23 protein-coding genes are annotated in these 20,945 nt (G+C 50.7%); 1 reads left to right on the top strand and 22 read right to left on the bottom strand.

Annotation, left to right across the window (positions count from 1 at the left end; translation table 11 throughout):
* Positions 1-99: 99 nt before the first annotated feature.
* The 5 genes from EDM21_RS11275 to EDM21_RS11295 form a co-directional block, all read right to left on the bottom strand.
* Positions 100-531 carry a peptidylprolyl isomerase gene (locus tag EDM21_RS11275; protein ID WP_068775346.1) on the bottom strand — a complete coding sequence of 144 codons (432 nt, stop codon included), beginning with the start codon at positions 529-531 and terminating at the stop codon, positions 100-102.
* A 267-nt stretch (positions 532-798) separates the two neighbouring features.
* Positions 799-2,130, bottom strand: coding sequence for a diaminopimelate decarboxylase (gene lysA / locus EDM21_RS11280; protein WP_157335556.1), 1,332 nt, complete (start codon positions 2,128-2,130; stop codon positions 799-801).
* A 129-nt stretch (positions 2,131-2,259) separates the two neighbouring features.
* Positions 2,260-4,134: a spore germination protein gene (locus tag EDM21_RS11285; protein WP_338043971.1), complete on the bottom strand. Its 1,875-nt coding sequence runs from the start codon at positions 4,132-4,134 to the stop codon at positions 2,260-2,262.
* 21 nt (positions 4,135-4,155) lie between these two features.
* A complete protein-coding gene (locus EDM21_RS11290; protein ID WP_157335557.1) occupies positions 4,156-4,575 on the bottom strand; it encodes a stage V sporulation protein AB in 420 nt (139 codons plus the stop codon).
* Positions 4,572-5,207, bottom strand: a complete 636-nt coding sequence (locus EDM21_RS11295; RefSeq protein WP_157335558.1) for a stage V sporulation protein AA — start codon at positions 5,205-5,207, stop codon at positions 4,572-4,574. The genes EDM21_RS11290 and EDM21_RS11295 overlap by 4 nt, the downstream gene beginning before the upstream one ends.
* Positions 5,208-5,416: 209 nt before the next feature.
* Between EDM21_RS11295 and EDM21_RS11300 the strand changes: the two genes are divergently transcribed.
* Positions 5,417-5,626, top strand: a complete 210-nt coding sequence (locus EDM21_RS11300) for a DUF378 domain-containing protein (RefSeq protein ID WP_068775343.1) — start codon at positions 5,417-5,419, stop codon at positions 5,624-5,626.
* 279 nt (positions 5,627-5,905) lie between these two features.
* Here EDM21_RS11300 and sigF read toward each other — a convergent pair whose 3' ends face one another.
* From sigF to EDM21_RS11385, 17 genes are all read right to left on the bottom strand, one after another.
* Entirely contained in the window at positions 5,906-6,661 is a 756-nt protein-coding gene (gene sigF, locus EDM21_RS11305) for an RNA polymerase sporulation sigma factor SigF (protein ID WP_068775342.1), read from the bottom strand.
* A 12-nt stretch (positions 6,662-6,673) separates the two neighbouring features.
* On the bottom strand, positions 6,674-7,120 hold the full coding sequence (gene spoIIAB / locus EDM21_RS11310) for an anti-sigma F factor (protein WP_157335559.1): 447 nt from the start codon (positions 7,118-7,120) through the stop codon (positions 6,674-6,676).
* A complete protein-coding gene (gene spoIIAA, locus EDM21_RS11315; protein WP_068775340.1) occupies positions 7,117-7,470 on the bottom strand; it encodes an anti-sigma F factor antagonist in 354 nt (117 codons plus the stop codon). The genes spoIIAB and spoIIAA overlap by 4 nt, the downstream gene beginning before the upstream one ends.
* Before the next feature lie 122 nt (positions 7,471-7,592).
* Positions 7,593-8,768 carry a D-alanyl-D-alanine carboxypeptidase family protein gene (locus EDM21_RS11320; protein WP_157335560.1) on the bottom strand — a complete coding sequence of 392 codons (1,176 nt, stop codon included), beginning with the start codon at positions 8,766-8,768 and terminating at the stop codon, positions 7,593-7,595.
* A 325-nt stretch (positions 8,769-9,093) separates the two neighbouring features.
* Entirely contained in the window at positions 9,094-9,474 is a 381-nt protein-coding gene (locus EDM21_RS11325) for a cupredoxin domain-containing protein (protein WP_068775338.1), read from the bottom strand.
* Positions 9,475-9,752: 278 nt separating this feature from the next.
* Complete coding sequence (locus EDM21_RS11330) at positions 9,753-10,574, bottom strand: purine-nucleoside phosphorylase (protein WP_157335561.1); 822 nt, start codon at positions 10,572-10,574, stop codon at positions 9,753-9,755.
* 453 nt (positions 10,575-11,027) lie between these two features.
* The gene (gene xerD, locus EDM21_RS11335) at positions 11,028-11,927 is read right to left on the bottom strand and encodes a site-specific tyrosine recombinase XerD (RefSeq protein ID WP_157335562.1); all 900 of its coding nucleotides are present in this window, start codon (positions 11,925-11,927) and stop codon (positions 11,028-11,030) included.
* An 81-nt stretch (positions 11,928-12,008) separates the two neighbouring features.
* A complete protein-coding gene (locus EDM21_RS11340) occupies positions 12,009-12,245 on the bottom strand; it encodes a DUF4227 family protein (RefSeq protein ID WP_157335563.1) in 237 nt (78 codons plus the stop codon).
* Between the two features lie 152 nt (positions 12,246-12,397).
* Positions 12,398-12,604 (bottom strand): hypothetical protein, encoded by a 207-nt coding sequence (locus EDM21_RS11345; protein ID WP_157335564.1) that lies wholly within the window; start codon positions 12,602-12,604, stop codon positions 12,398-12,400.
* A gap of 30 nt (positions 12,605-12,634) precedes the next feature.
* A complete protein-coding gene (gene ald / locus EDM21_RS11350; protein ID WP_157335566.1) occupies positions 12,635-13,753 on the bottom strand; it encodes an alanine dehydrogenase in 1,119 nt (372 codons plus the stop codon).
* A gap of 58 nt (positions 13,754-13,811) precedes the next feature.
* Positions 13,812-14,627 carry an SDR family oxidoreductase gene (locus EDM21_RS11355; RefSeq protein ID WP_157335567.1) on the bottom strand — a complete coding sequence of 272 codons (816 nt, stop codon included), beginning with the start codon at positions 14,625-14,627 and terminating at the stop codon, positions 13,812-13,814.
* 277 nt (positions 14,628-14,904) lie between these two features.
* The gene (gene fur, locus EDM21_RS11360; protein ID WP_157335568.1) at positions 14,905-15,408 is read right to left on the bottom strand and encodes a ferric iron uptake transcriptional regulator; all 504 of its coding nucleotides are present in this window, start codon (positions 15,406-15,408) and stop codon (positions 14,905-14,907) included.
* Positions 15,409-15,515: 107 nt separating this feature from the next.
* Positions 15,516-16,157, bottom strand: coding sequence for a stage II sporulation protein M (gene spoIIM / locus EDM21_RS11365; protein WP_157335569.1), 642 nt, complete (start codon positions 16,155-16,157; stop codon positions 15,516-15,518).
* 71 nt (positions 16,158-16,228) lie between these two features.
* Positions 16,229-17,398, bottom strand: a complete 1,170-nt coding sequence (locus EDM21_RS11370; RefSeq protein ID WP_157335570.1) for a PucR family transcriptional regulator — start codon at positions 17,396-17,398, stop codon at positions 16,229-16,231.
* 77 nt (positions 17,399-17,475) lie between these two features.
* Complete coding sequence (locus EDM21_RS11375; protein WP_201280778.1) at positions 17,476-18,198, bottom strand: sulfite exporter TauE/SafE family protein; 723 nt, start codon at positions 18,196-18,198, stop codon at positions 17,476-17,478.
* A gap of 70 nt (positions 18,199-18,268) precedes the next feature.
* Complete coding sequence (gene nhaC / locus EDM21_RS11380) at positions 18,269-19,714, bottom strand: Na+/H+ antiporter NhaC (RefSeq protein ID WP_166541954.1); 1,446 nt, start codon at positions 19,712-19,714, stop codon at positions 18,269-18,271.
* A 77-nt stretch (positions 19,715-19,791) separates the two neighbouring features.
* Positions 19,792-20,886, bottom strand: coding sequence for an NAD/NADP octopine/nopaline dehydrogenase family protein (locus EDM21_RS11385; protein ID WP_157335572.1), 1,095 nt, complete (start codon positions 20,884-20,886; stop codon positions 19,792-19,794).
* Between the last annotated feature and the right edge of the window lie 59 nt (positions 20,887-20,945).

Consider the following 20,945-nt stretch of genomic DNA (forward strand, 5'->3'; position numbering starts at 1 on the left):
GGAAAGCCCTGTTTTCGCACATCATATATGCGCGAAAACAGGGCTTTCCTGGGAAAAACTGCCAGCGGCCAGACTTAACTCCGGCTTGAGGCAATTTTATTAAGCTTCTACAATTTCAACTTTCTCCATAACGTCGCGTCCCTTGAAAGCATCGACATACTCCATACCTTTGACAACTTTACCGAAAACGGTATGTTGTCCGTCCAGGTGAGGCTGCGGCTGGTAGCAGATGTAGAACTGGCTGCCACCTGTATTGCGGCCCGCATGTGCCATCGCAAGTGTACCGCGCTCATGTTTGTTCGGGTTGATTTCACAGTCGATCGTGTAGCCTGGACCGCCGGTACCACTGCCGTTCGGGCAGCCGCCTTGAGCTACGAAGCCCGGAATTACGCGGTGAAAGTTCAGGCCGTTATAGAACCCGGATTGAGCCAGTTTCTCGAAGTTCGCTACCGTGTTCGGAGCATCCTTCTCGAACAGGTCGATCACAACTTCTCCGCCGCCTGCCATCGTGATTTTCGCTTGTTTTGCCATGTAAAACACTCTCCTTTTATGTATAGGTTCCTGCATAGATTGCGGTAATTAAGATTGAACAAGCAATCCTTTACATTGTACTCCAAAACATCTGCATGCACAAATAAGGAAAAAAAGGCCACCTCTTTGAATTTCCCTTCTTTGTTCCCTGTCCTTACCCTGTAAAAGAAAAGAACCGGATCACACCTCCGGTTCTCTCCCGCCTATTTATCCGCATGCGCATCTTAATGAACGAAATAAACGAACCTCTACCGGATTAGAAGTCTGTTACCGGGCTGTTTCTTTCTGTTTCATCCGCTCAGGTACGACGTCATTGCGAACAAGATCCTCATGCGTCTCCCTCTTGACAGCCAGATCGGACTCCCCGTCCTTCACGAAAACCAGAGCCGGTCTGCGGATCCGGTTATAGTTGCTGGCCATCGCATAGTTATAAGCGCCCGTGCTGGCTACCGCAAGAATGTCACCGCTGTTCACGGCAGGCAGCTGCACATCCCAAATGAGCATATCGCCGCTTTCACAGCACTTGCCTGCAATGGATACCTGCTCATCTGCCGCGTCATTAGCCCGGTTGGCAAGCATGGCCTCGTATTCGGATTGGTATAAGGCCGGACGAGGATTATCCGTCATTCCGCCATCTACCGCCACGTATTTGCGTACGCCCGGAATGTCTTTGCTCGTTCCGACCGTATACAAAGTCGTACCCGCATCGCCTACAATACTGCGGCCCGGCTCAATCCAAATTTCCGGCATCGGATAGGAAACCGCATGGAACTGTGTCTTGACAGCTTCAGCGATCGCCTCCACATAAGTCGACATGGGAAGCGGGGTGTCACCTTCCACATAACGTACGCCGAATCCGCCACCCAGGTTAATTACCGGGAATACGATTTGGAGTTCATCCCTTACACGGGATGCGAAGGATGCCATTTTCTCGGCGGCAAGGGAGAAGCCCTCTACTTCAAAAATCTGTGAGCCAATATGGGAATGGATACCAAGAAGCCGCACATGAGCAGACTGGGACGCTTCGTGCACCGCTTCAAAAGCTGCACCGTTGCCCAGATCAAAGCCGAACTTCGAATCGATCTGGCCCGTCGAAATGTACTCATGCGTGTGAGCTTCTACACCCGGTGTTATTCTCAATAGAATCGGAACCTGCTTCTTTTTCTCGCCGGCAATGGCGTTCAGAAGGCGAAGTTCCGTGAGATTGTCCACTACGAAGCAGCCGATTCCGGCATCGAGCGCCATCTCAATTTCCATAGGCGTTTTGTTGTTGCCATGGAAGTGAATGCGTTCCGGCGGGAATCCTGCCTGAAGGGCTGTGTACAGCTCCCCGTCGGAAACCACGTCCAGAGAGAGCCCCTCTTGTTCCACAATGCGGCACATAGCCATGACACAAAGTGCTTTACTTGCGTAAGCTACCTGAAATTTCAAACCAGTCGCTTGGAACGCATCGACAAATTCGCGGCAGCGTCTGCGCACCAGTGCCTCATCCATAACATACAGCGGCGTTCCATAACGCTGGGCAAGCTCGGTGGAATCGACACCGCCTATTTCCAGGTGCCCTTTATCGTTAATTTTGCTAGTTCCATGAAGATACATCGTCAGTTTCCCCTCTTCGTCACCGTTATCCTCTACATTTCTCCGTGTAGCTCTCCGTTACATTATTAATTAAAGTATCATAATGTCACCGGGCTGACAACACAACTTTTTACAGAGAAAATAAAGCGGTCACGCCGGGCTTTTATCAGGCGGCTGACGCGTGACATCTTTGGCTCTTGTAATACTGAGCCGGGTCTTATGCTTCAGCACCGGAAGCCGGAACACAATGTTAAGCAGCCCTTTCCCGTTAAAGGGAATAAACGGCCACATGTAGGGCGCGTTATAGGAACGCTGCGCACATAAGAAAATGAGCCACAGGGTACACAACCCTACGAAGCCCGGCACTTTGAAGATCGCTACCGCAAAAAGCAGCAGAAGCCGGACAATCCGGTTAGCCAGACTAAGCTCATAACTCGGTGTGGCGAACATGCCGATCGTTGCTATTGAAATGTAGAAAATGATCTCGTTCGTGAACAAGCCTGTTTTGACCGCGATGTCCCCGATCAGGATTGCGGCCACCAGACCCATGGCTACCGACAGAGGTGTCGGAGTATGCACGGAGGCCATTCTCATGAGGTCAATCCCCAGCTCCGCAAGCAGGAATTGAACCAGGATTGGAATTTGACCCAGCTCCTGAGGTCCGATAAATTCAAGCCCCGCCGGCTTTAAGGAAGGTTCCATCACCATCAGGTACCACAGTGGAAGCAGGAAAATCGAAGCCAGCATCCCCATGAATCTTACCCATCGGAGGTAACTGCCGATAATAGGAAGCTGGCGGTACTCTTCCGCATGCTGCACGTGATGGAAGAAGGTGGTCGGCATGATCATGACGCTCGGCGACGTATCCGCCATGACAATGACATGCCCTTCGAGCAGATGAGCCGACGCCACGTCCGGCCGTTCCGTATACCTTACATTCGGATAAGGGTTCCAGCTGCTGTTCATTATGGCTTCTTCCAGCTGCTTCTCGGCCAGCGGAATTCCGTCAATCTGAACTTGTTTGATTTTATCCCGCAAAGACTGCACGAGATCGTTGTTCGCTATATCGTTAATATATGCGATGCAGATATCTGTGCTCGTGCGCTTACCTACCTGTGTGATTTCCAGCCTGAGCTGCGGATCCCGGATCCGTCTTCGTACTAACGCTACATTCGTCATCAGTGTCTCTACGAAGCCGTCTCTGGCACCACGGACCACCCGTTCCAAATCCGGTTCTTCCGTTGACCGGGAAGGGAATTTCTTGGCATCGATAACGATTGCCTGCTTCTCTCCTTCGATGAATACAGCCGTGCCTCCGGCCAGAACTTGTCCGATTACTTCTTCCATCGTTTCGTAGGGCTCGACTTGGATATGAGGGATGAGATACTCTCTCAGCGCATTGGCGGGCGCTGTCCGCATCGCTTCATCATGAACCGTCGATAACCGATCGAGCACAAGCGTCAGCACATCGTCCTTGGCGAATCCATTGACATAGAAAAACCCGGTACGAATCGTATCGAATACCATTTCCCGAAGAACAAGGTCAAAGGAAGTACCCAATCCAGTCCGTTTTTCCAGCTCGGCTTTAATCGCTTCCATTTTAAAAGGGATCGGGTCATTTTTTTGATCCGGCTTCTTTGAAGACTGCGGTTCCTGCTGTTGATTCGCGTTTTCTGGAGCTTCGGCTGAGTTCTGCCGCTCTTTTGCCGTCTCTCTGCTGACATCGCCCCTGGAAGCGGCTGGGTCCTTGCCGCCGGCAGAGACAGTTCCTGAACCGGACGAATCGTTCTGACCGGTTTGCTCATCTTGAGCAGAAGGCGTCACCTTGTTAGTATCCTGTAAGATCGCCTTGATTCCAAAATCGGTTCTGCTGTCATCAGAGGACTCAGAGCTGTCAATCGAGCTATCCGAAGCCGTAAATAAGTTCCCTGCTTCATCGATCTGCAGTGCCTCGGGCTGCCGGGATTCCGCTGATTGTTTGTTCTCGCGTTTTTTGTCCATCATCTGGCCCATTAACTTCTTCACCTGTTCTTCCTCCTTCATTCCTCAATAAATGAACCATTCGAACAACGAACCGAGCACCTTACCCAAGATCATTGCCATCAGGAGCCATACCATATGTGAAGCAACTCCCACCCGTTTGGCCAGCACGGGAAGCACATTGATGATTTCCGTCAACGCGGCAGAAAGCATGCCGACAAAAGCTCCCGCGAATAGGCCGAAGAAGCCTGTCCACCAAAGAGGCGCAGATAGATGCCAATCCATAAAATCGAGCACAGTAAAGGTTAGAGATCCTGTTATAACGGCTGCTTCGCAGCTTCGGATCCGGTTTACAGCCCTGCTGATCTGCAAGAGCCGCGGTATGATATCCAGCACTAGCAGGAAAGCCACCATACCGCTTCCTACCGCGATCCCTCCGGCTAATCCGAAGACAGCTGCCGCTGACCAGCCCAGAAGCGCGTTCATGGTGTTGGCTTCTTTTCATCGGCTAAGGTCAGATACTCCTCTGCAATCGTATAGCGGTCGATGTTCTCCTGGTAGGTGAACATTTCAACCTCGAGAGGACTCGGTTCTTCATTAAATTTTTTCTTAAAGAAATGATTGAAGAACACGGACATTCCAATGCCAAGCCCGATTGAATATGTAAGTTGCAGCAGGAAAGGATGCTCACTGCGGTTACCGGTTAACAATTCATAGACGCGCCGGTGCACTTCAACCATGGACACGTCCGCGTGAAAGTTCATGATTGTGAGACCCGAACCTATAAACAACAAAATCCATACAGCTGCAAGAAACAGCAGATTGGGCTTGCGGGCAGCCGTCTGCACTTCCAAAAGCGTGTGAGGCTCGCCAAAATGTTCGATTTGCAGATGAGGATACAGGCTTTTAATCTTCGCCACTATGCTGAGCATATCGACCAGAACCCGGTTCCCATCCTTTGTCTGCAGCCTGACGACCGTCAGGTCTTTCAAAGCGGCTTCGTATGCAGGCTCGGCGATAAGCTGAGCAATCTTATCCAGCTTAACGGTTTCATTCGGCGATACGCTGACTCTCCGTCGCAGCCGGATATAGAGACAAGCAGCGGTGGTTTGATTCATTTATATCAGCTCCCCAAACCATCCTTTTGCCAGTAGTATGCGAAGCTCAGCACAAGATAATCCAAGAACTGCCGTCAAACCGGTTTGGTCAAATTAACCATTTTCAATCAATGTATGCTTCTTATGCTCAGAGGCGATGAATAACCGTGAACCGTTGAGGAACATTAAAGGCAGCAAGTATCTACTCTAAACAGGTGGTGAACATATCCATGTCCAGACTAGCTCTTACCCTCATTATTATAGGGGCGCTGAACTGGCTGCTTGTCGGCATCTTCGAGTGGGATCTAGTCTCCGCTATTTTCGGAGGTGAGGTGCATCGCGATTCCTCCGCGTTCAGCAGAATCATCTATACCCTTGTCGGGCTGGCGGGTCTATACAGCATCTCATTCTTCTTCCAGGATGACGCTGTTGTGAAATAAAGTCCGCCTGGTATCCATTCTAGGCTGTCCGGAACGGGCAGCCTTCTTTGCCTTTCCTAGCTCTAGAAAAGGCAAAAAACCGGCACGGGGCCGGCCGGCAAAATTACGAATAGAACGAGCTTATACCTCTTTATTAAGCTTGATTGGAACTTTTAGCGCAGAATACGATACAAAGTCCAGTGATTTATACCCGATTTACGTAAAAAACTCTTTAGAATGAACCGATACACCCGTTGGTGTTCGTGATCCACTCTAAAGAGCATCTTTAGTTCTTTTCTATCATTGAGCAATCTGGTCCTTGATGGACTGCAATATTTTTTTCTCTAGCCGTGATACCTGAACCTGGGAAATCCCGAGCCTGCTGGCGACCTCCGACTGTGTCTGATCCCTGAAGTAGCGGAGATATACAATCAGCCGTTCCCGTTCATTCAGAGCCCCTATTGCTTCATTGAGCGCAAGCTTCTCAAACCATTTATCCTGCGTCTCGTCGGCAATCTGATCCATGAGGGTGATCGGGTCACCGTCATTCTCAAATACCGTCTCATGAATGGATGACAGAGGCTTGCTTGCTTCCTGGGCAAACACAACTTCTTCCGGGGTGATTCCCAGCATTTCCGCCACTTCTTTAATGGTGGGCAGACGGTTCATCCCTTTGGACAACTCATCCTTGGCTTTACGGATTTTGCTGGCCAGTTCCTTAAGAGATCGGCTGACTTTGAGTGTTCCGTCATCCCGGAGGAATCTTTGAATTTCCCCGATGATCATCGGAACCGCATAGGTGGAAAACTTCACATCATACGACAAATCAAACTTGTCGACCGATTTGAGCAGTCCGATACAGCCGATTTGAAACAAATCCTCGGCTTCGTAGCCACGGTTCAGAAAGCGCTGAACCACGGACCAGACGAGCCGGATGTTTGAGTTAACCAGCCGCTCGCGGGCGAGTGAATCGCCCGATTGGCTGAGTGCGATTAGTCGCTTGACTTCACTATCATCCAGGAAACTGTTCGAGGAACCTTTCAAATCGACGTCCATGGTATCAAACCCCTAATTAACCAAAGCTTTTTTGGATTCAATTCGTTTCTTCATCCGTATGCGAGTGCCCGTTCCGATTTCGGAAATAATGTCCACCTCATCCATGAAATTCTCCATAATGGTAAATCCCATACCGGATCTTTCCAGTTCAGGCTTGGACGTAAAGAGCGGCTGTTTGGCCTCTTCCAGATCCGCGATACCGGCCCCGTTGTCTTCTACCGTAATAAACACTTCATCCTCATTGATTTCCGTTGTGATGGTCACAATGCCATCGGGCTTGTTGTCATATCCGTGGATGATGCAGTTCGTCACCGCTTCGGAAATCACCGTCTTGATATCCGTCAATTCATTCATAGTAGGATCGAGCTGTGAGATAAAGGATGCAACAGCAACACGCGCAAAAGCTTCATTCTCTGATTTGCTCGCGAATTGGAGCTTCATGAAGTTCTTCTCGCTCATAGCGCGACCTCCAGACTGGAGATGGCCGATCTCTCGTTCTCTTGGATCGATACGATCTTGAACATGCCGGATAATTCAAACAACCGGTAAACTTCAGGTGACACGTCGCACACGACCATCCGGCCGCCCTTACCCGTGATCTGTTTGTATCGTCCCAGAATCACTCCAAGCCCGGAACTGTCCATAAAAGACAAATCCTTCAGGCTTAACACCAGATGCTTGGTATCCTGCCGGAAAATAGCTTCTTCCATGCGGGCTTTGACCACATCTGCCGTATGATGATCGAGTTCCCCTTTCAGACGGACGACTAGCACTTTTCTTCCCTGCTCGAATTCGATTTGCAGACTCATGTGTCATGCCACTCCTTCCCACATGACTCACAAGTTCTACAACCCTCCTAGCATTTCCTGCCTGCTGACAAAACTAGAAGAAAAGCGTCAAAAGCCCTTATGTTGCGGGGAATTACGACTTATTACTCATTGCCGAACATGCTTCTGGCGGTTCTCTTAAACAGTGTCCACCAGCCTGCTTTTGCCACATCAACCGGGGATTCGACCGGATACTCCGTCAGCACGGCGTCATTCTTGTAGACAACGACCTTGCCGATGGACTGACCTCTCGCAATGGGCGGCATCAGATCTTGCTGGAGCTGAAGCTCATGGCGGATACCTTCTTTGGTCTCGCCTTTTTTGAGGAGGATGCTGTATGAGCGGCTCGCGGTAAGCGGAACCGTCGATAAGCTTCCCTTGCTTACTTTTAACTCGCCAAGTGCATCCCCCGCTTTGAAAATCGGGAAATTCGTATACTGCGCAAATGCGTAATCAAACAATTTCGCCACTTCCGCATTGCGTGTTTTCGTATTGGGCTCGCCCATAACTACGGCAATAACCCGGAAGCCGTCCCGCGCCGCTGTAGCGGATAAGCAAAACTTGGCTTCGCCCGTATAGCCGGTTTTCAAACCATCGGCACCCGTGTAGAAGCGGACCAGTTTGTTCGTATTCACCAGCCAGAAAGGCTTGGCGGAATCTTTACGAAGATAATCCTGATAGCTTCCGGTAAATTTGGTGATCTCCGAATGTTTGAGCAGTTCCCGGGACATAATCGCAATATCATGGGCGGTGGAATAGTGGTTCTCCGCCGGAAGCCCATTGCAATTAACAAAATGGGTGTTATTCATCCCGAGCTCTTTGGCGCGCTCATTCATCATGGCGACAAAGTTCTCTTCCGAGCCTGCGATTTTCTCAGCCATAGCAACGGAAGCATCATTGCCGGACGCCATCGCGATCCCTTTCAGCATCTCTTCGACAGACATCTCTTCACCCGGCTCCAGGAAGATTTGCGAACCTCCCATTGAAGCCGCGTATTCACTCGTACTGACTTTATCCGTCATTTTAATTTTGCCCGCATCCACCGCTTCGACAATCAGGAGCATCGTCATCACTTTCGTGATACTGGCGGGCGGCAGCTTGGTATCCATATTCTTGTTCGAGATAATCGTACCCGAATCGGCATCCATCAGAACGGCCGACAAGGCACTTGGCGTCAGGTCTACCGGTTGAGCCTTTTCCTCTTTAGCCAGGACGGCCGGCATGACGGCTGTGAGCACTATTTGTATACATAGCAGGGCGCCGCACACTTTTTTCAACATCGTTTCTACCCCTCCTGTTCATTAATTCTCCTAAAACAAATCGCATCTCGCGGAAAACTAGAAATATCAGTAACAAGTCTTGACCAGTTTCAGGAATAATATTCCGCTTCCGCTTGCGAATACGTTTATTTTTACGGCAGTCTTTTCTTTTGCCCCTGTGGCACGGTTAAAAAGGAAACAAAAGGCTCCCATGCACCAAACGATGCAAGGAAGCCCTTTTAACTGCATTAATCCGGATGTCAAAACTATCTTATCTTCATACCCCGTTCGCATAAAAAAGAAAGGGAGCCCTTCCGGGCTCCCTTTCCTGAGCTGTGTAAGCCTATTATTCAACGATCAAAACAGCTTTCATATCAGCGTGGCCTTCTCCACATGGAAGAACGCAATGAATTTCGTATTTGCCGGGCTTCTCAAAGTTAACATCCTGAGATTTGTTCTGTGCATCCAGCTTGATATCCAGACCTTCACCTGTGATGTCAACTGCATGGATACCTTCTTTGTTAATCAGGGAAACTTTGGTCTGACCTTTTGGAATCTTATACTCTTGCTGATCAAATTTCCAGTTCGTTGCTGAAAGTTTCAGGCTCGGGCCTGCAGTCTGCTCAGCTGCCATCTCGGCTTGTCGGGCTGAAATATCTGAAAATAGGAACCCTATCCCCATAGCACTGGCACCGATAAAAAGTACAAACATTAACCACTTGTACATGAAGATCCCCCCATCGCGTAATTACCTAATTATTGTACCTAAAATTATGGAAATTGCCTAATCCCTTCGCAACTGAAACTTCGAATAATTTGTGACAATTCCGTGATTTTTAGTCCAGAATGCAAGGGATCGTCTACAAATAACAAAAAAATGTGATTTCATGACATCCTTGCAGATCTCCATCTTTTTGCTTTTGTCACCCTATGACGATTCTTGCGATTGCTCAGGAAATACCTTTCCCTCTCGCTAACAATCTTTGCAAAAAAGGTCCTGATTGCTTACAGTTCTTCGATAATGCCCAGAATGAGCTTCAGGAATTTTGGTTTGACGCGTTCCGTTGTTTCCATGACTTCCTGATGGGACAGCGGCTGATCCAGAATTCCTGCCGCCATGTTGGAAATACAGGAGAAGCCGAGTACTTCCATCCCTGCGTGCCGGGCTACGATAACTTCCGGTACGGTAGACATTCCAACCGCATCGGCACCGAGTGTACGAATCATGCGGATCTCAGCCGGTGTCTCATATGTAGGTCCGAGCAGACCCAGATATACGCCTTCGCGCAGCGAAAAGTTCTGTTTTTCTGCAACCCCATGCGCAAGTTTGCCCAGACGTCTGCTGTAAGCTTCAGACATATCGGGAAATCTGAGACCCAGTTCATCGTCATTGGGTCCGATCAGCGGGTTGCGGAACATGAAGTTGATGTGATCCTGAATGACCATCAGATCACCGACTTCATACGAAGTATTCACGCCGCCTGCAGCATTGGTCACGATCAGGGTGCTGACGCCGAGCGCTTTCATAACACGGACAGGAAAAGCAACGGTCTCCGCCCCGTATCCTTCGTATTGATGAAAACGGCCTTTCATCATGACAACCTCGCGGCCTTTGATACGGCCCGCTACCAGTTCGCCGGCATGACCTTCAACGGTGGAGACCGGAAAATGCGGAATATCTTTGTAGGCCACCACTACGGCATCTTCAATCAGATCCGCCAGGACCCCGAGTCCTGAACCGAGAATAAGACCGATGGTTGGACGGAAGCCAAGTTCTTTCTCAATATACACAGCCGCTTCAGAAATGCGCTCTTTTTCATTGTTCATAGTAAGGACACCCTTTCAAATAGGTTTAGATCTTGTTCACAGGCTCTCTCAGACTCGTTAAAGCTTGTACAATTATGCGGGTAACACGAATACGGGTAATCGGTAAATTGCCTATGTATGGCAGAGGTACACGGCTTCGCTAAAGCCTCCTAAGTGCGAATACAGCTGCTGCGAGAGTCTGGGCTTAAGAAACCGGAAGACTGATTAAACACTCCGCGGCAGAAGGGCTGCCTAAAACCGTATACAGCCTAAAACACCACGGACATTATCTCATTTTTACCCTGCAGATGCAAAGTCATCCGGCAAAAAAATGTTTAAATAACGATCCTTTTTGCGGATCGGTTCTATAAAGAAAGAAACGTGCAGCCGGTATCTTCGGATACCTGATTCTGCACGCTTGCCGAGCCAGCAATAAGAAGCTGCTGCTGCCCGCTTAATTGCCAAGGCTATGGCTCAGGTCATCTTGGCGCGGGGATGAGACCGGTCATAAACTTCCTTCATCTTGCTTCGTGTCACATGGGTGTACACCTGAGTGGTAGACAAGTCGGCATGCCCCAGCATTTCCTGCACCGAGCGGAGATCCGCCCCGTTCTCAAGCAGGTGGGTGGCGAAGGAGTGCCGCAGTGTATGCGGCGTTATGTCTTTATCGATGGATGCTTCCGCCGAGTACCTTTTAAGCATCTTCCAGAAGCCCTGACGCGTCATTCTGGTTCCCAGATGGTTCACGAACAGAGCCGTCTCGGGCTTATGGGGCTTCATGAGAAGCGGCCGTGAATTCGATACGTAGTCATCGACGACTTTGGCTGCCATAGTGCCTAGCGGAATGATCCGTTCCTTCGCACCGCTACCGACGCAGCGAACAAAGCCCAGACTCGTATTCACATCTCCGACATCCAGACTGATCAGTTCCGACACCCGGATACCAGTCGCGTACAGAACTTCCAGCATGGCTTTGTCGCGGACGCCATTCGTAGAGGCCGGCTGCGGAGCGCCGAGAAGGCGCTCCATCTCCTCCAGGGTGAGTACCTGCGGAAGCTTTTTATCCTGCTTAGGATTCTCTATATCCCGCGTAGGATCATGCTCCATTCGTCTGCTTCTGATCAGGTGGCTGTACAACGAACGAATGGAAACAAGCGTCCGGGACTGAGTCGCCGTAGCTCTGCCCAGTTGCTTCAGACGGGCGATATAGGTGACGACATGTACTTTGCTCGTTTCAGCAAGATCGTGCACATTCTGCTCTTCAAGAAAATCTATGTACTGCAGCAAATCCCGAGAATACGATTCAAGCGTATTCCGGGACAATCGTTTCTCATGCTCCAAATAGTCCATGAATACTTCCAGATCTTGTCTCAAGGTCCCTTGCTCCTTCATTTAGCCCGCCTATGACAGGGGTAGTGAGTCTATATACCATTCGTCACCCAAACGCTAATTCCTTCATTCACCGTACCAATAAAACAAGCGGAGTCTCTCCGACATCGTTGCACTGCCGTCCGTGTGAAGGTTATGCTGCTGAAAAACTTTGACGGAAGCTCCGCCCGGATGCCTGTATTTGTCAGCGGGCTCTACCCAATACGAGAATACGGACAACAGCCGGTAGAGCAGATAGGTCAACGATATGAACAGGATTAGAAAACGGGTCCGCTGAAGCCACTTATGAACGGATAAGATCATACCTGTCCCCCCCTTTTACCGTCATCCTATGAGCAAAGGGGAGAATATATGATTCGAATTCGGGAAAAATTTACTTGATTTAAAGTGCCGCAGGGTTCCTTGATTGCGGCGGCATACAGGTCACAAGGCCTCAGTAAATTTGTAAAAAATTTTTAAATATAGAAGATGAGTATATGTCCCAAAAATATGGAGTCCTCGCTAATGAGCCCGATCTCCAAGTTGCCAACGGGATTTATCTTGACCTCTCCCTGCTTGAGGCGCCCGCTTCCTCCGGCAAACAAGCATGCAGCAGACGGCGCCGCCGCTGCTGCATGCTTGTTAAACGCCGGGTAGCGGCCTCTTCCGCGCGCAGAGGACATGAAGCCCTGCCCGCAGCTGCGGGTGGGGCTTCACGGAAGCAGGTCGGCCAGCTGCACAACCGGCAGGCCGACAGACTCCGCTACGGCGGCATGCGTCACCATGCCGCCGTAGGTGTTCACGCCCGGCAGGAGCACCGGGTTACCGGTGACCGCTGCCGCGAAGCCCTTCCCGGCCAGCTCCAGCGCGTATGGCAGCGTGGCGTTGGTGAGCGCCAGCGTCGAGGTGCGCGGGACGGCGCCGGGCATGTTGGCCACGGCGTAGTGCAGGACGCCGTGCTTGATATACGTCGGGTCACTATGTGTGGTGACCCGGTCGATTGTCTCGATCGTGCCGCCCTGATCGACCGCCACATCGACGATGACCGAACCGGGCTTCATCGTTTTCACCATTGCCTCCGTCACGAGTTTGGGCGCACGCGCTCCGGGAATCAGAACCGCGCCGATCAGCAGATCGGCCTTCTGCACCGCGCTCGCAATGTTGTACGGATTTGACATCAGTGTCCGCAGGCGTCCGCCAAAAACATCATCCAGGTAGCGCATCCGGTCTGCGCTGCGCTCGATCATGACGACGTTAGCGCCCATACCGAGGGCGATCTTGGCCGCGTTGGTCCCGACAATCCCGCCGCCCAGAATAATCACATCAGCCGGCGGTACGCCGGGCACCCCTCCGAGCAAGATGCCGCGGCCGCCGTAGAAGCGCTCAAGGAACTGGGCGCCCACCTGTACGGACATCCGACCGGCCACCTCGCTCATAGGCGTCAGAAGGGGCAGACCGCCTCCGGACAGCTGAATGGTCTCATAGGCTATCCCCGTCACCTTACTGGCCGTAAGCTGTGCCGTTAAGTCGCCTGCTGCGGCCAGATGCAGATAGGTGAACAGGATCAGCCCCTCGCGGAAATACCCGTATTCGGATGGCAGCGGTTCTTTAACCTTCATGATCATTTCGCTGCGGCCCCACACCTCCCCGGCCAGCGCAATCATTTCAGCACCTTCACGGACATATTCTTCATCTGTAAACCCGCTGCCTTCTCCGGCCCCGGCTTCTACAAGTACTTTGTGTCCTTCTTGTGCCAGCATTCCTGCGCCGCCCGGAGTTAAAGCAACACGATATTCATTATTTTTAATTTCTTTGGGCACTCCGACAATCATAGCCGTCTCCTCCTGACTTCAAACCGTATTCCGTTAACGGCAGCATCTGGATGATCCGTTAGAGCAGCGATTCCGCGCCGTCAATATAAATCTCCGTACCTGTAATGTGACTGGAGTCATCCGAAGCCAGGAAGCTGACAAGATCCGCAACCTGTTCCGGCTTGCCGGGTCCGTCCTCCAGCGGCATGCTGGTCTCGGGATATTCAATTGGAATTTGAATCTCTTCGATTTCCGGAGTGCGCTCCGTGTTCTTTTCAATATTCGTGCTTATGTAACCCGGACATATGACATTCACACGGATTTTATACTGGGCCAGCTCAAGGGCAGCCATCTTGGCAAAAGCAACCTGCCCGGCTTTGGATGAACTGTACGCGGTAAATCCGAAATTTTTAAAAATCCGGTTCCCGTTGATGGAGCTGGTAATAATAACGCTCCCGCCCTGCTTTTTCAAATAAGGTATGGCGTGCTTAACTGTCAGAAACGTTCCTCTCAGGTTCGTATTAAGAGTAGTGTCCCAATCGTCCGCCTCCAAATCCTCGATCGGACTAATGACACCGTTAATACCCGCGTTCGCGAATACGATGTCGAGATGTCCCCACTTCTCTATCAGTTTCTCGATACTTCTCTTAACCTGATCTGTATCCGCAATGTCGGCTTCCGTTACGATGGCCTCGCCGCCTTTGCGAAGAATAATTTCCTGCACATCCTCCGCGTGCTTGCGCGTAATATCCAGCAGGCAGACTTTGACGCCTTGTTTAGCCAGCTTGAGTGCGGCTGCTTTACCGATTCCCGAACTTGCTCCGGTAATCAGTGCTGTTTTGCCCGCGAGATTGGATCGGCTCGCTTCTTGACCGGGCTGCTTCTCACTTAACATGGGACATTCCTCCAATTTCGCTTCCACTGTACTAGTTTACCAAGCAGAATTGAATGTATGCATATTCCATGCCTCATTACCCCGTTAAAACAACAGAGAAACGCCTTACTTCCAAGCAAAAACGAAGATCATCGCCGAAGAGATTCCGCTGTCTTGGCGGAACCCAAAAAAACCCGAAGCGGGAAGCTTCGGGCTTGGTGTGATCGTACGTATGAGAGGCTGCAAAGAAGGCCTTGCGAAAAGCCGCAACCGCCTGCTGTGCTGCCTGGATTCATGATCAAATCATGGCAGATGGTTTATCTTTATCCGGCTGCTTGTCCTTCTCCTTCATTTGCTCCGCGCTTTTCTCATTGCAGCGGTGACAAATGCCTTGAAAATCAAGCCGGTGATCCAGAACTTTAAAGTTATATTCTTGAGCCAACCGCTCTTCGAGCGGACCCAGCCAATCTTCCATAATTTCATCTACAGACCCGCACTGTACGCAGATCAGATGGTGATGGTGATGATGAGTGCTGTCACTGCGCAAATCGTAGCGTGCGACTCCATCTCCGAAATTCATCTTCTCCAGCACGTGCATATCGCTGAGCAATTCGAGTGTCCGGTACACGGTAGCAAGTCCGATTTCAGGCGCTTTGTCCTTTACGAGCATGAACACATCTTCGGCGCTAAGGTGATCCTCTTCGTTCTCCAGCAGCACTCGAACGGTTGCTTCCCGTTGGGGAGTCAGCTTGTAACCTTGGGATTGCAGCTGCTGCTTGATCTTATCAATACGTGCTTCCATACTCCTCCCCCTCTTACAAACGCGCTAGCTTCAACTCTCGCGATAACTTCCTTTTTTCATTATAGAGGGAGGGGGTTCATAAAGTCAAACTCTTATTTAGAATTATTCTAGTTAACAAAAGCGGCCAGCATCGGCGTCACCCATCTCATCATAACCGGGGATAAATAGGCTTCCATAACGGAGGCGGCCAGCATGCATCCCCCCATAAACAGCGTTGTAAAGGAATAACGCATAAACGGCTGATAAAGAGTGCCGCTGCGGCGCAGCAGCCGGTTTTTGATAATAAATAACGAAAATCCGATCGATACGACGCTGCAAATCAGAATAGCCGGAATCACGATCAGGTTCGGCGGGGCGATAGAGACAAGCGCAAAGGCGATCCCTTTCCAGGATAACTGGCCAGCCATAAAACCGACACTAAATCCGATCAGAACACCTTTTAAAAAATCCAGCACCAGAATCAAAGGAAGTCCGATGACGGATAAACCCAGCGTCCAGATCAGCAGAATCCACTTCATGTGGAGGGAGAAAGCGGCCATGAGCGACTGCTTGCCGTCCACGGACGCCCCTTCGTCAACCGAGCGGTAAAATGAGCTTAAGTACCGTCCGATCTCCTGCTTTTGCTCCAGAGAAAGCGCATTGACCATAATCGCTCCGAATACAACCCCTACCACGAAGAGGACAGAGACGAAGATAAACAACGTAAGCTGGTCCCGGAAGTACTGATTGAGCGAATGTTTGGCTGGCATGATAAGTCCTCCTTGTCCGCCTGTCATTATAGGATGCTTATGCATTTGCGCCGTCTGTTATGCCAATTCGCTCACCGGCTGATTTTCCTCAGCATGAGTGCAACAGCCAGGTTCAGCCGCACATAAAAATCGGATAAATCGCAATCCAGCAATTTCTCAATCCGTTTCAATTTATAATTAATGGTGTTGCGGTGCACAAAAAGAGTACTGGCCACGGGATGAACGCGTCCGCTGTGCCGCAAATATAAATCGAGCACTTGAACGAAGTCGCTGTTATTCAATTTGTCATATTCGATCAGAGGCCCGATGGTTTCTTGAATATAGGCTTCACTCACCTCTTGACGATCAAGCTCCAGCAGCACCTTATAGGCACCGATTTCGCTGTAGTTCGTAATGAAACGGCCTTCGTCAGTATCGCCGCTGATTTGAAAAATGCGGCAAGCCTGCGTATAGCTTGTGACCAGTTCCGACAGACGGCTCACTTCATTCCCGATGGCGATACGGAACGCAGCGTTCTCGTATTTCGCGTTCATGAAGGCCAGCAGCTTCTCCGCGAAATCGTTGATTCCATCCGCAGTGACATCCATGAAGAAAAGGACAAACGCTGTATCCATATCTGCCACAATCGCTTTGGCCTGGAACGATTCCAAGCGGAACTCGATTTTTCTTTTCCTGTCTACGCGTATTTCTTGAGACGTCTTCCCGTCTCCGGCATCGAGTATCGCCACATGAAATTTGCCGGGCTCCCGGAATCCGTGTTCTTCAAACACCGGAACGTAGAGTCTTGTTTGTTCGGGTGAGTAGACAGCGTTCTGCACGGCACTCGCCAGCTCGACCTCATGCTTCTCGGATTCTAAGATATAAGAACAGAACACCTTGATAATACGGGCCATCTTAACCTGCCAGGGGACCACGAATAAAGGAAAATGGACTTCATTGCAGTAATCCAGCATTTCGGGAGTCACTTCTTTGATATAGGGACCGATATTGACGACCATGCCGCTTGCACGGTTGCATACATTCTCTTTGATCAAAGCAAGCAAATCCTCCGGTGTCTGTACGCCGATCCCGGTCGTAAACACGATTTCCTGCCCATCCAGAAAGGAGGAGATCTCCTTGTTTTCGACCATATGCACCCATTTGACGGCATTGCTTAATCCGCTCTCTCCTGCAACCAGCTTAATCGGGTAGTGCCCGACTACGCTGTGGTAAAGTTTGCTCAACAGAATGGAAATAGCCATTCACTCCCTTGGCGATCCTTTCTCTTAGACACATCCATAACTCGGATCGATTATGAATAGAATAGGCTTACAGGCGGTTATTTGACAAGGAGCGACACACCCGAAATGAATAACAGGATATAGGTAACCAGCAGGAAATGGTTCTGATTGATTTTGTGATGCAGACGGTTGCCGAGCGCAATTCCCAGCGCCAGGGGAACCAGTGCAATCAGAATCAGAGGAAGCGTGTCGCTGTTCACATGTCCGAGCCGCGCCTGATTCAGGAACAGGAAGAAATCCAGCACGGCCCAGACGGCGGCGAGCGTAGCACGGAATTCCGACTTGTCTCTAAGTACCATAACGGCATAGATGACCAGCAGCGATCCCCCTGACAGGAACATCCCGTGGATCACGCCTGCACCCAGAATAGTCACAATCAGCAGCAGGCCGGGAAGCGTAACGTTTTTCTTGACGAACATTTTCTTGAGGGCAATGGCGATTATCAGAACCGCATAAATTTTAAGCAGAAAAGCAGAAGGCAGCGTATCGTAAATAACGACGCCAGCGATCATACCCAGGAACATATAACCGGTTATCTTTCTAAATTCTTTCCCGTTAATATGCTTGCGGTGCCTGAGGGCAATCCATAAGCAGCAGATAAGCGCCATGACATTCAGGACCGTTTTGGCCTCATCTACCCCGATCAGAAGCACGGATGCCGGCATGGCGAGCAAAGTGCCCGCAAAACCCGTCATGGATTCCACGGTGTTGCCGATTAATACGACGAGCAAGAACAGAAACTCCTGCAAAGTAATGGACATCTTCGTACCTCCAAAAAGATAGCCCCATCCAGTTAATACCAGATGGAGCTGCCGAACTAGTCGCTTGCGTTTATTTCACGTTCACCGCCGTCTGCGGATTTACCGGATTCCCTTCCTTCTTCAGCTTCTCGATTCCAAAGCCGGTAAAGGCGTAAATCATCGCGAACACGACGCATAAATAACATGGGATAGCCCAGATCCAGAAACTCCCCGGGCCGACTCCCAGAACTTCCAGATAGAATATTCCGGATACGCCCCAAGGAACAAATGGCAGCAGCATCGTACCCGAATCTTCCAGTGTTCTGGAAAGATTCTTGGGATGGAGTCCCATTTTGGCATAAGCGTCCTTCAGTAACGTTCCCATCATAATAATGGAAATGGAGGCTACGCCTGCTGTAAACACGATGGCGGCACTTCCCAGAATCGTGACACCGATCAGATGCCACACCTTGGATACCTTGCTGTAAAAGGCAGCGAGGATCACATCCAGGCAGCCTGCCACTTCAACAATGCCCGCGAACGCATAGCCGCAAATAATCGTAACCGCGATGGTCGTCATCGAGAAAATGCCGCCCCGGTTGATCAGCTTCGTCACCGTATCGGAAATGGCCGACGGGTCGAATCCCGCGGCATGCACCATGGAGACGTTAAACCCGTTGATCATCGACTGAAATCCGTCTACAAAACCGAACCCGTTGGACAGCATGCCAACCACAACGGCTACGGCCGAAGACAGCAGCATGACGGGCACGGTCGGTTTTTTGTAATAAGCGCCCCAGAATATCACGGCAAAAGGCAGCAGCATAAATACATTCCACTGATAAATCGAATCCAGATCGGCCAGCAGCGCCTGGATGTTGGCATCGTTCACGGTTGCGGCCTCTCTGTTGAGGCCGACAACGACATACACAACCATGGCGATTACTGACGCCGGAATCGTCGTATACAGCATATGTTTGATATGGTCGAACAAGTTGACGCCGGTAATCATAGGAGCCAGATTGGTCGTATCGGACAGAGGGGACAGTTTGTCCCCGAACACGCCGCCCGCAATAATCGCGCCTGCTGCCATAGGCAGCGGAACACCCAACTCGGCCGCGATACCCATAAGCGCAACCCCCGCCGTTGCGGTAGATCCCCACGCCGTGCCTGTGGCCGTCGATACGATGGCCACAATAACGAAAGCAGTCACGAGGAAAAAGCTCGGGTTAATCATTTTAAGCCCGTAATAAATCATCATCGGAACCGTACCGGAATAGACCCATGTACCGATAACAATGCCGACCGCAAACAAAATGAAAATGGCGGGCATACAGTTCCCTAACCGGACGGAAATCCCCTTCTCCATTTCGTCCCAAGTCAATCCCACCCGTTTCCCGATAAAAGCGGCGTATACGGCCGACAGGATCAGTAACGGCTGAATGCCGATTTTAAAATAGCCAAACCCTACCCCGACAGCGACTCCCATAAACACCAGACAGGATACCGATTCCAGTAATGTCGGCTTGCGTTTCACAGACAGGCCTCCCTTCATCCAGCTGCCCCCTTCCCCCTGCATGATAGCAACCCGGTTACTCCGGCTGCCTCCGCTAATTAAACGCTTTCAATTAACTTCCTGAACGTATAGCCTTCAAAACCCAGCTTCTGCAGGGTCAGACCATCCCGGTAAAAGTCCGTATCCAGCAAGGAGCCGCCCAGTACGATAACCGCATCAATATTGGGAGTCGGCACACCGGCAGCTTTACCCAGATCGGACCACAAGACCAATCCGCTCGAAATATCTTCCGTAAAGTAACGGGATTTCACGCTATGCGGTCCTTTAATTTGCGTGAACACTTCGCTTGTATTAAAAAGCGTCTGCAGGTCCTCTTCCTCATTCCGGAAATATCCCCTCCGGGCCCTGCTTTGCACCGCGTCTTCCAGTTGAAACCCGAATGCTTGTCCGATCGCCATACGTTCGCGCTCAATGGCTCTAAGCACTTTAACGGTATGCTCCGTAATGCCTTCCCGGTATAGCCAGAACTCCCCTTCGGAATAATCGATTCTTCCGGCATTGAGCAAGCTCGGTCCCGGGTGGACCTCCGGGTTCCCGTTTTCCAGTGTGGTATGCCATATATTGTCCGCCAATACAAAGCAATCATAAATTTGTGAGCAGACCGCTAACAATTCCTTACTGTTCTCATGCGGGTACGCGGCAAAAAACAGTTTCTTGACCCGCAGAGACAGCTCCACCCTCGCTTCCCCGGGAAATGCCCGCGTGCCGTATGTCAACGAATTGGTCTCGGCTATTTTGAATTCCTTCTGAATCCCCAGCTCCCTGGCTTTATTGACGAAACGTACGCAGCCCATCGCCGCAGCCCCGTTCAGCAGAATCACCTGCTCTTCCGACACCAGAGGAGCCAGCTGCCCGGCAAACAGTTCAATGGCAAATCCCGGAACCGTCAGCATAACAATCTGTGCGCCCCGGATCGCCTCCTCCAGATCTGTCGTGACGACGTCTACCTCATAGAACGCCTCACCCTTTGTATCCTGCAGGAGAATACCTCCTTGCTTCCGGATGCCGTCCAAATTGCCGCCGAACTCCGGCATTTCAAATAAAGCGATTTCAAAACCCTTGGCCTTTAAGTCCGCGGCAGCTGTGATACCGCCGTTTCCGGCGCCTAGAATGGCGACTCTGGTTACATTCATGATGTGATAACCTCCCTTAGCTCTTCCTAATTAGTTATCTCACAGTCTGAAAGCGATTT

Source organism: Paenibacillus lutrae (assembly GCF_009757775.1).
Lineage (GTDB): Bacteria > Bacillota > Bacilli > Paenibacillales > NBRC-103111 > Paenibacillus_F > Paenibacillus_F lutrae.

Coding starts and splice junctions, on each gene's coding strand:
- lysA (WP_157335556.1), bottom strand. CDS start 2,130: ATGTATCTTCATGGAACTAGCAAAATTAACGATAAAGGGCACCTGGAA.
- EDM21_RS11300 (WP_068775343.1), top strand. CDS start 5,417: ATGTCCAGACTAGCTCTTACCCTCATTATTATAGGGGCGCTGAACTGG.
- EDM21_RS11385 (WP_157335572.1), bottom strand. CDS start 20,886: ATGAATGTAACCAGAGTCGCCATTCTAGGCGCCGGAAACGGCGGTATC.
- spoIIAB (WP_157335559.1), bottom strand. CDS start 7,120: ATGAGCGAGAAGAACTTCATGAAGCTCCAATTCGCGAGCAAATCAGAG.
- spoIIAA (WP_068775340.1), bottom strand. CDS start 7,470: ATGAGTCTGCAAATCGAATTCGAGCAGGGAAGAAAAGTGCTAGTCGTC.
- EDM21_RS11330 (WP_157335561.1), bottom strand. CDS start 10,574: ATGAACAATGAAAAAGAGCGCATTTCTGAAGCGGCTGTGTATATTGAG.
- EDM21_RS11320 (WP_157335560.1), bottom strand. CDS start 8,768: ATGTTGAAAAAAGTGTGCGGCGCCCTGCTATGTATACAAATAGTGCTC.
- EDM21_RS11345 (WP_157335564.1), bottom strand. CDS start 12,604: ATGTCCTCTGCGCGCGGAAGAGGCCGCTACCCGGCGTTTAACAAGCAT.
- EDM21_RS11355 (WP_157335567.1), bottom strand. CDS start 14,627: ATGTTAAGTGAGAAGCAGCCCGGTCAAGAAGCGAGCCGATCCAATCTC.
- spoIIM (WP_157335569.1), bottom strand. CDS start 16,157: ATGCCAGCCAAACATTCGCTCAATCAGTACTTCCGGGACCAGCTTACG.
- EDM21_RS11295 (WP_157335558.1), bottom strand. CDS start 5,207: ATGAATCAAACCACCGCTGCTTGTCTCTATATCCGGCTGCGACGGAGA.
- EDM21_RS11275 (WP_068775346.1), bottom strand. CDS start 531: ATGGCAAAACAAGCGAAAATCACGATGGCAGGCGGCGGAGAAGTTGTG.
- EDM21_RS11375 (WP_201280778.1), bottom strand. CDS start 18,198: ATGTCCATTACTTTGCAGGAGTTTCTGTTCTTGCTCGTCGTATTAATC.
- fur (WP_157335568.1), bottom strand. CDS start 15,408: ATGGAAGCACGTATTGATAAGATCAAGCAGCAGCTGCAATCCCAAGGT.
- ald (WP_157335566.1), bottom strand. CDS start 13,753: ATGATTGTCGGAGTGCCCAAAGAAATTAAAAATAATGAATATCGTGTT.
- EDM21_RS11290 (WP_157335557.1), bottom strand. CDS start 4,575: ATGAACGCGCTTCTGGGCTGGTCAGCGGCAGCTGTCTTCGGATTAGCC.
- EDM21_RS11370 (WP_157335570.1), bottom strand. CDS start 17,398: ATGGCTATTTCCATTCTGTTGAGCAAACTTTACCACAGCGTAGTCGGG.
- EDM21_RS11325 (WP_068775338.1), bottom strand. CDS start 9,474: ATGTACAAGTGGTTAATGTTTGTACTTTTTATCGGTGCCAGTGCTATG.
- EDM21_RS11340 (WP_157335563.1), bottom strand. CDS start 12,245: ATGATCTTATCCGTTCATAAGTGGCTTCAGCGGACCCGTTTTCTAATC.
- sigF (WP_068775342.1), bottom strand. CDS start 6,661: ATGGACGTCGATTTGAAAGGTTCCTCGAACAGTTTCCTGGATGATAGT.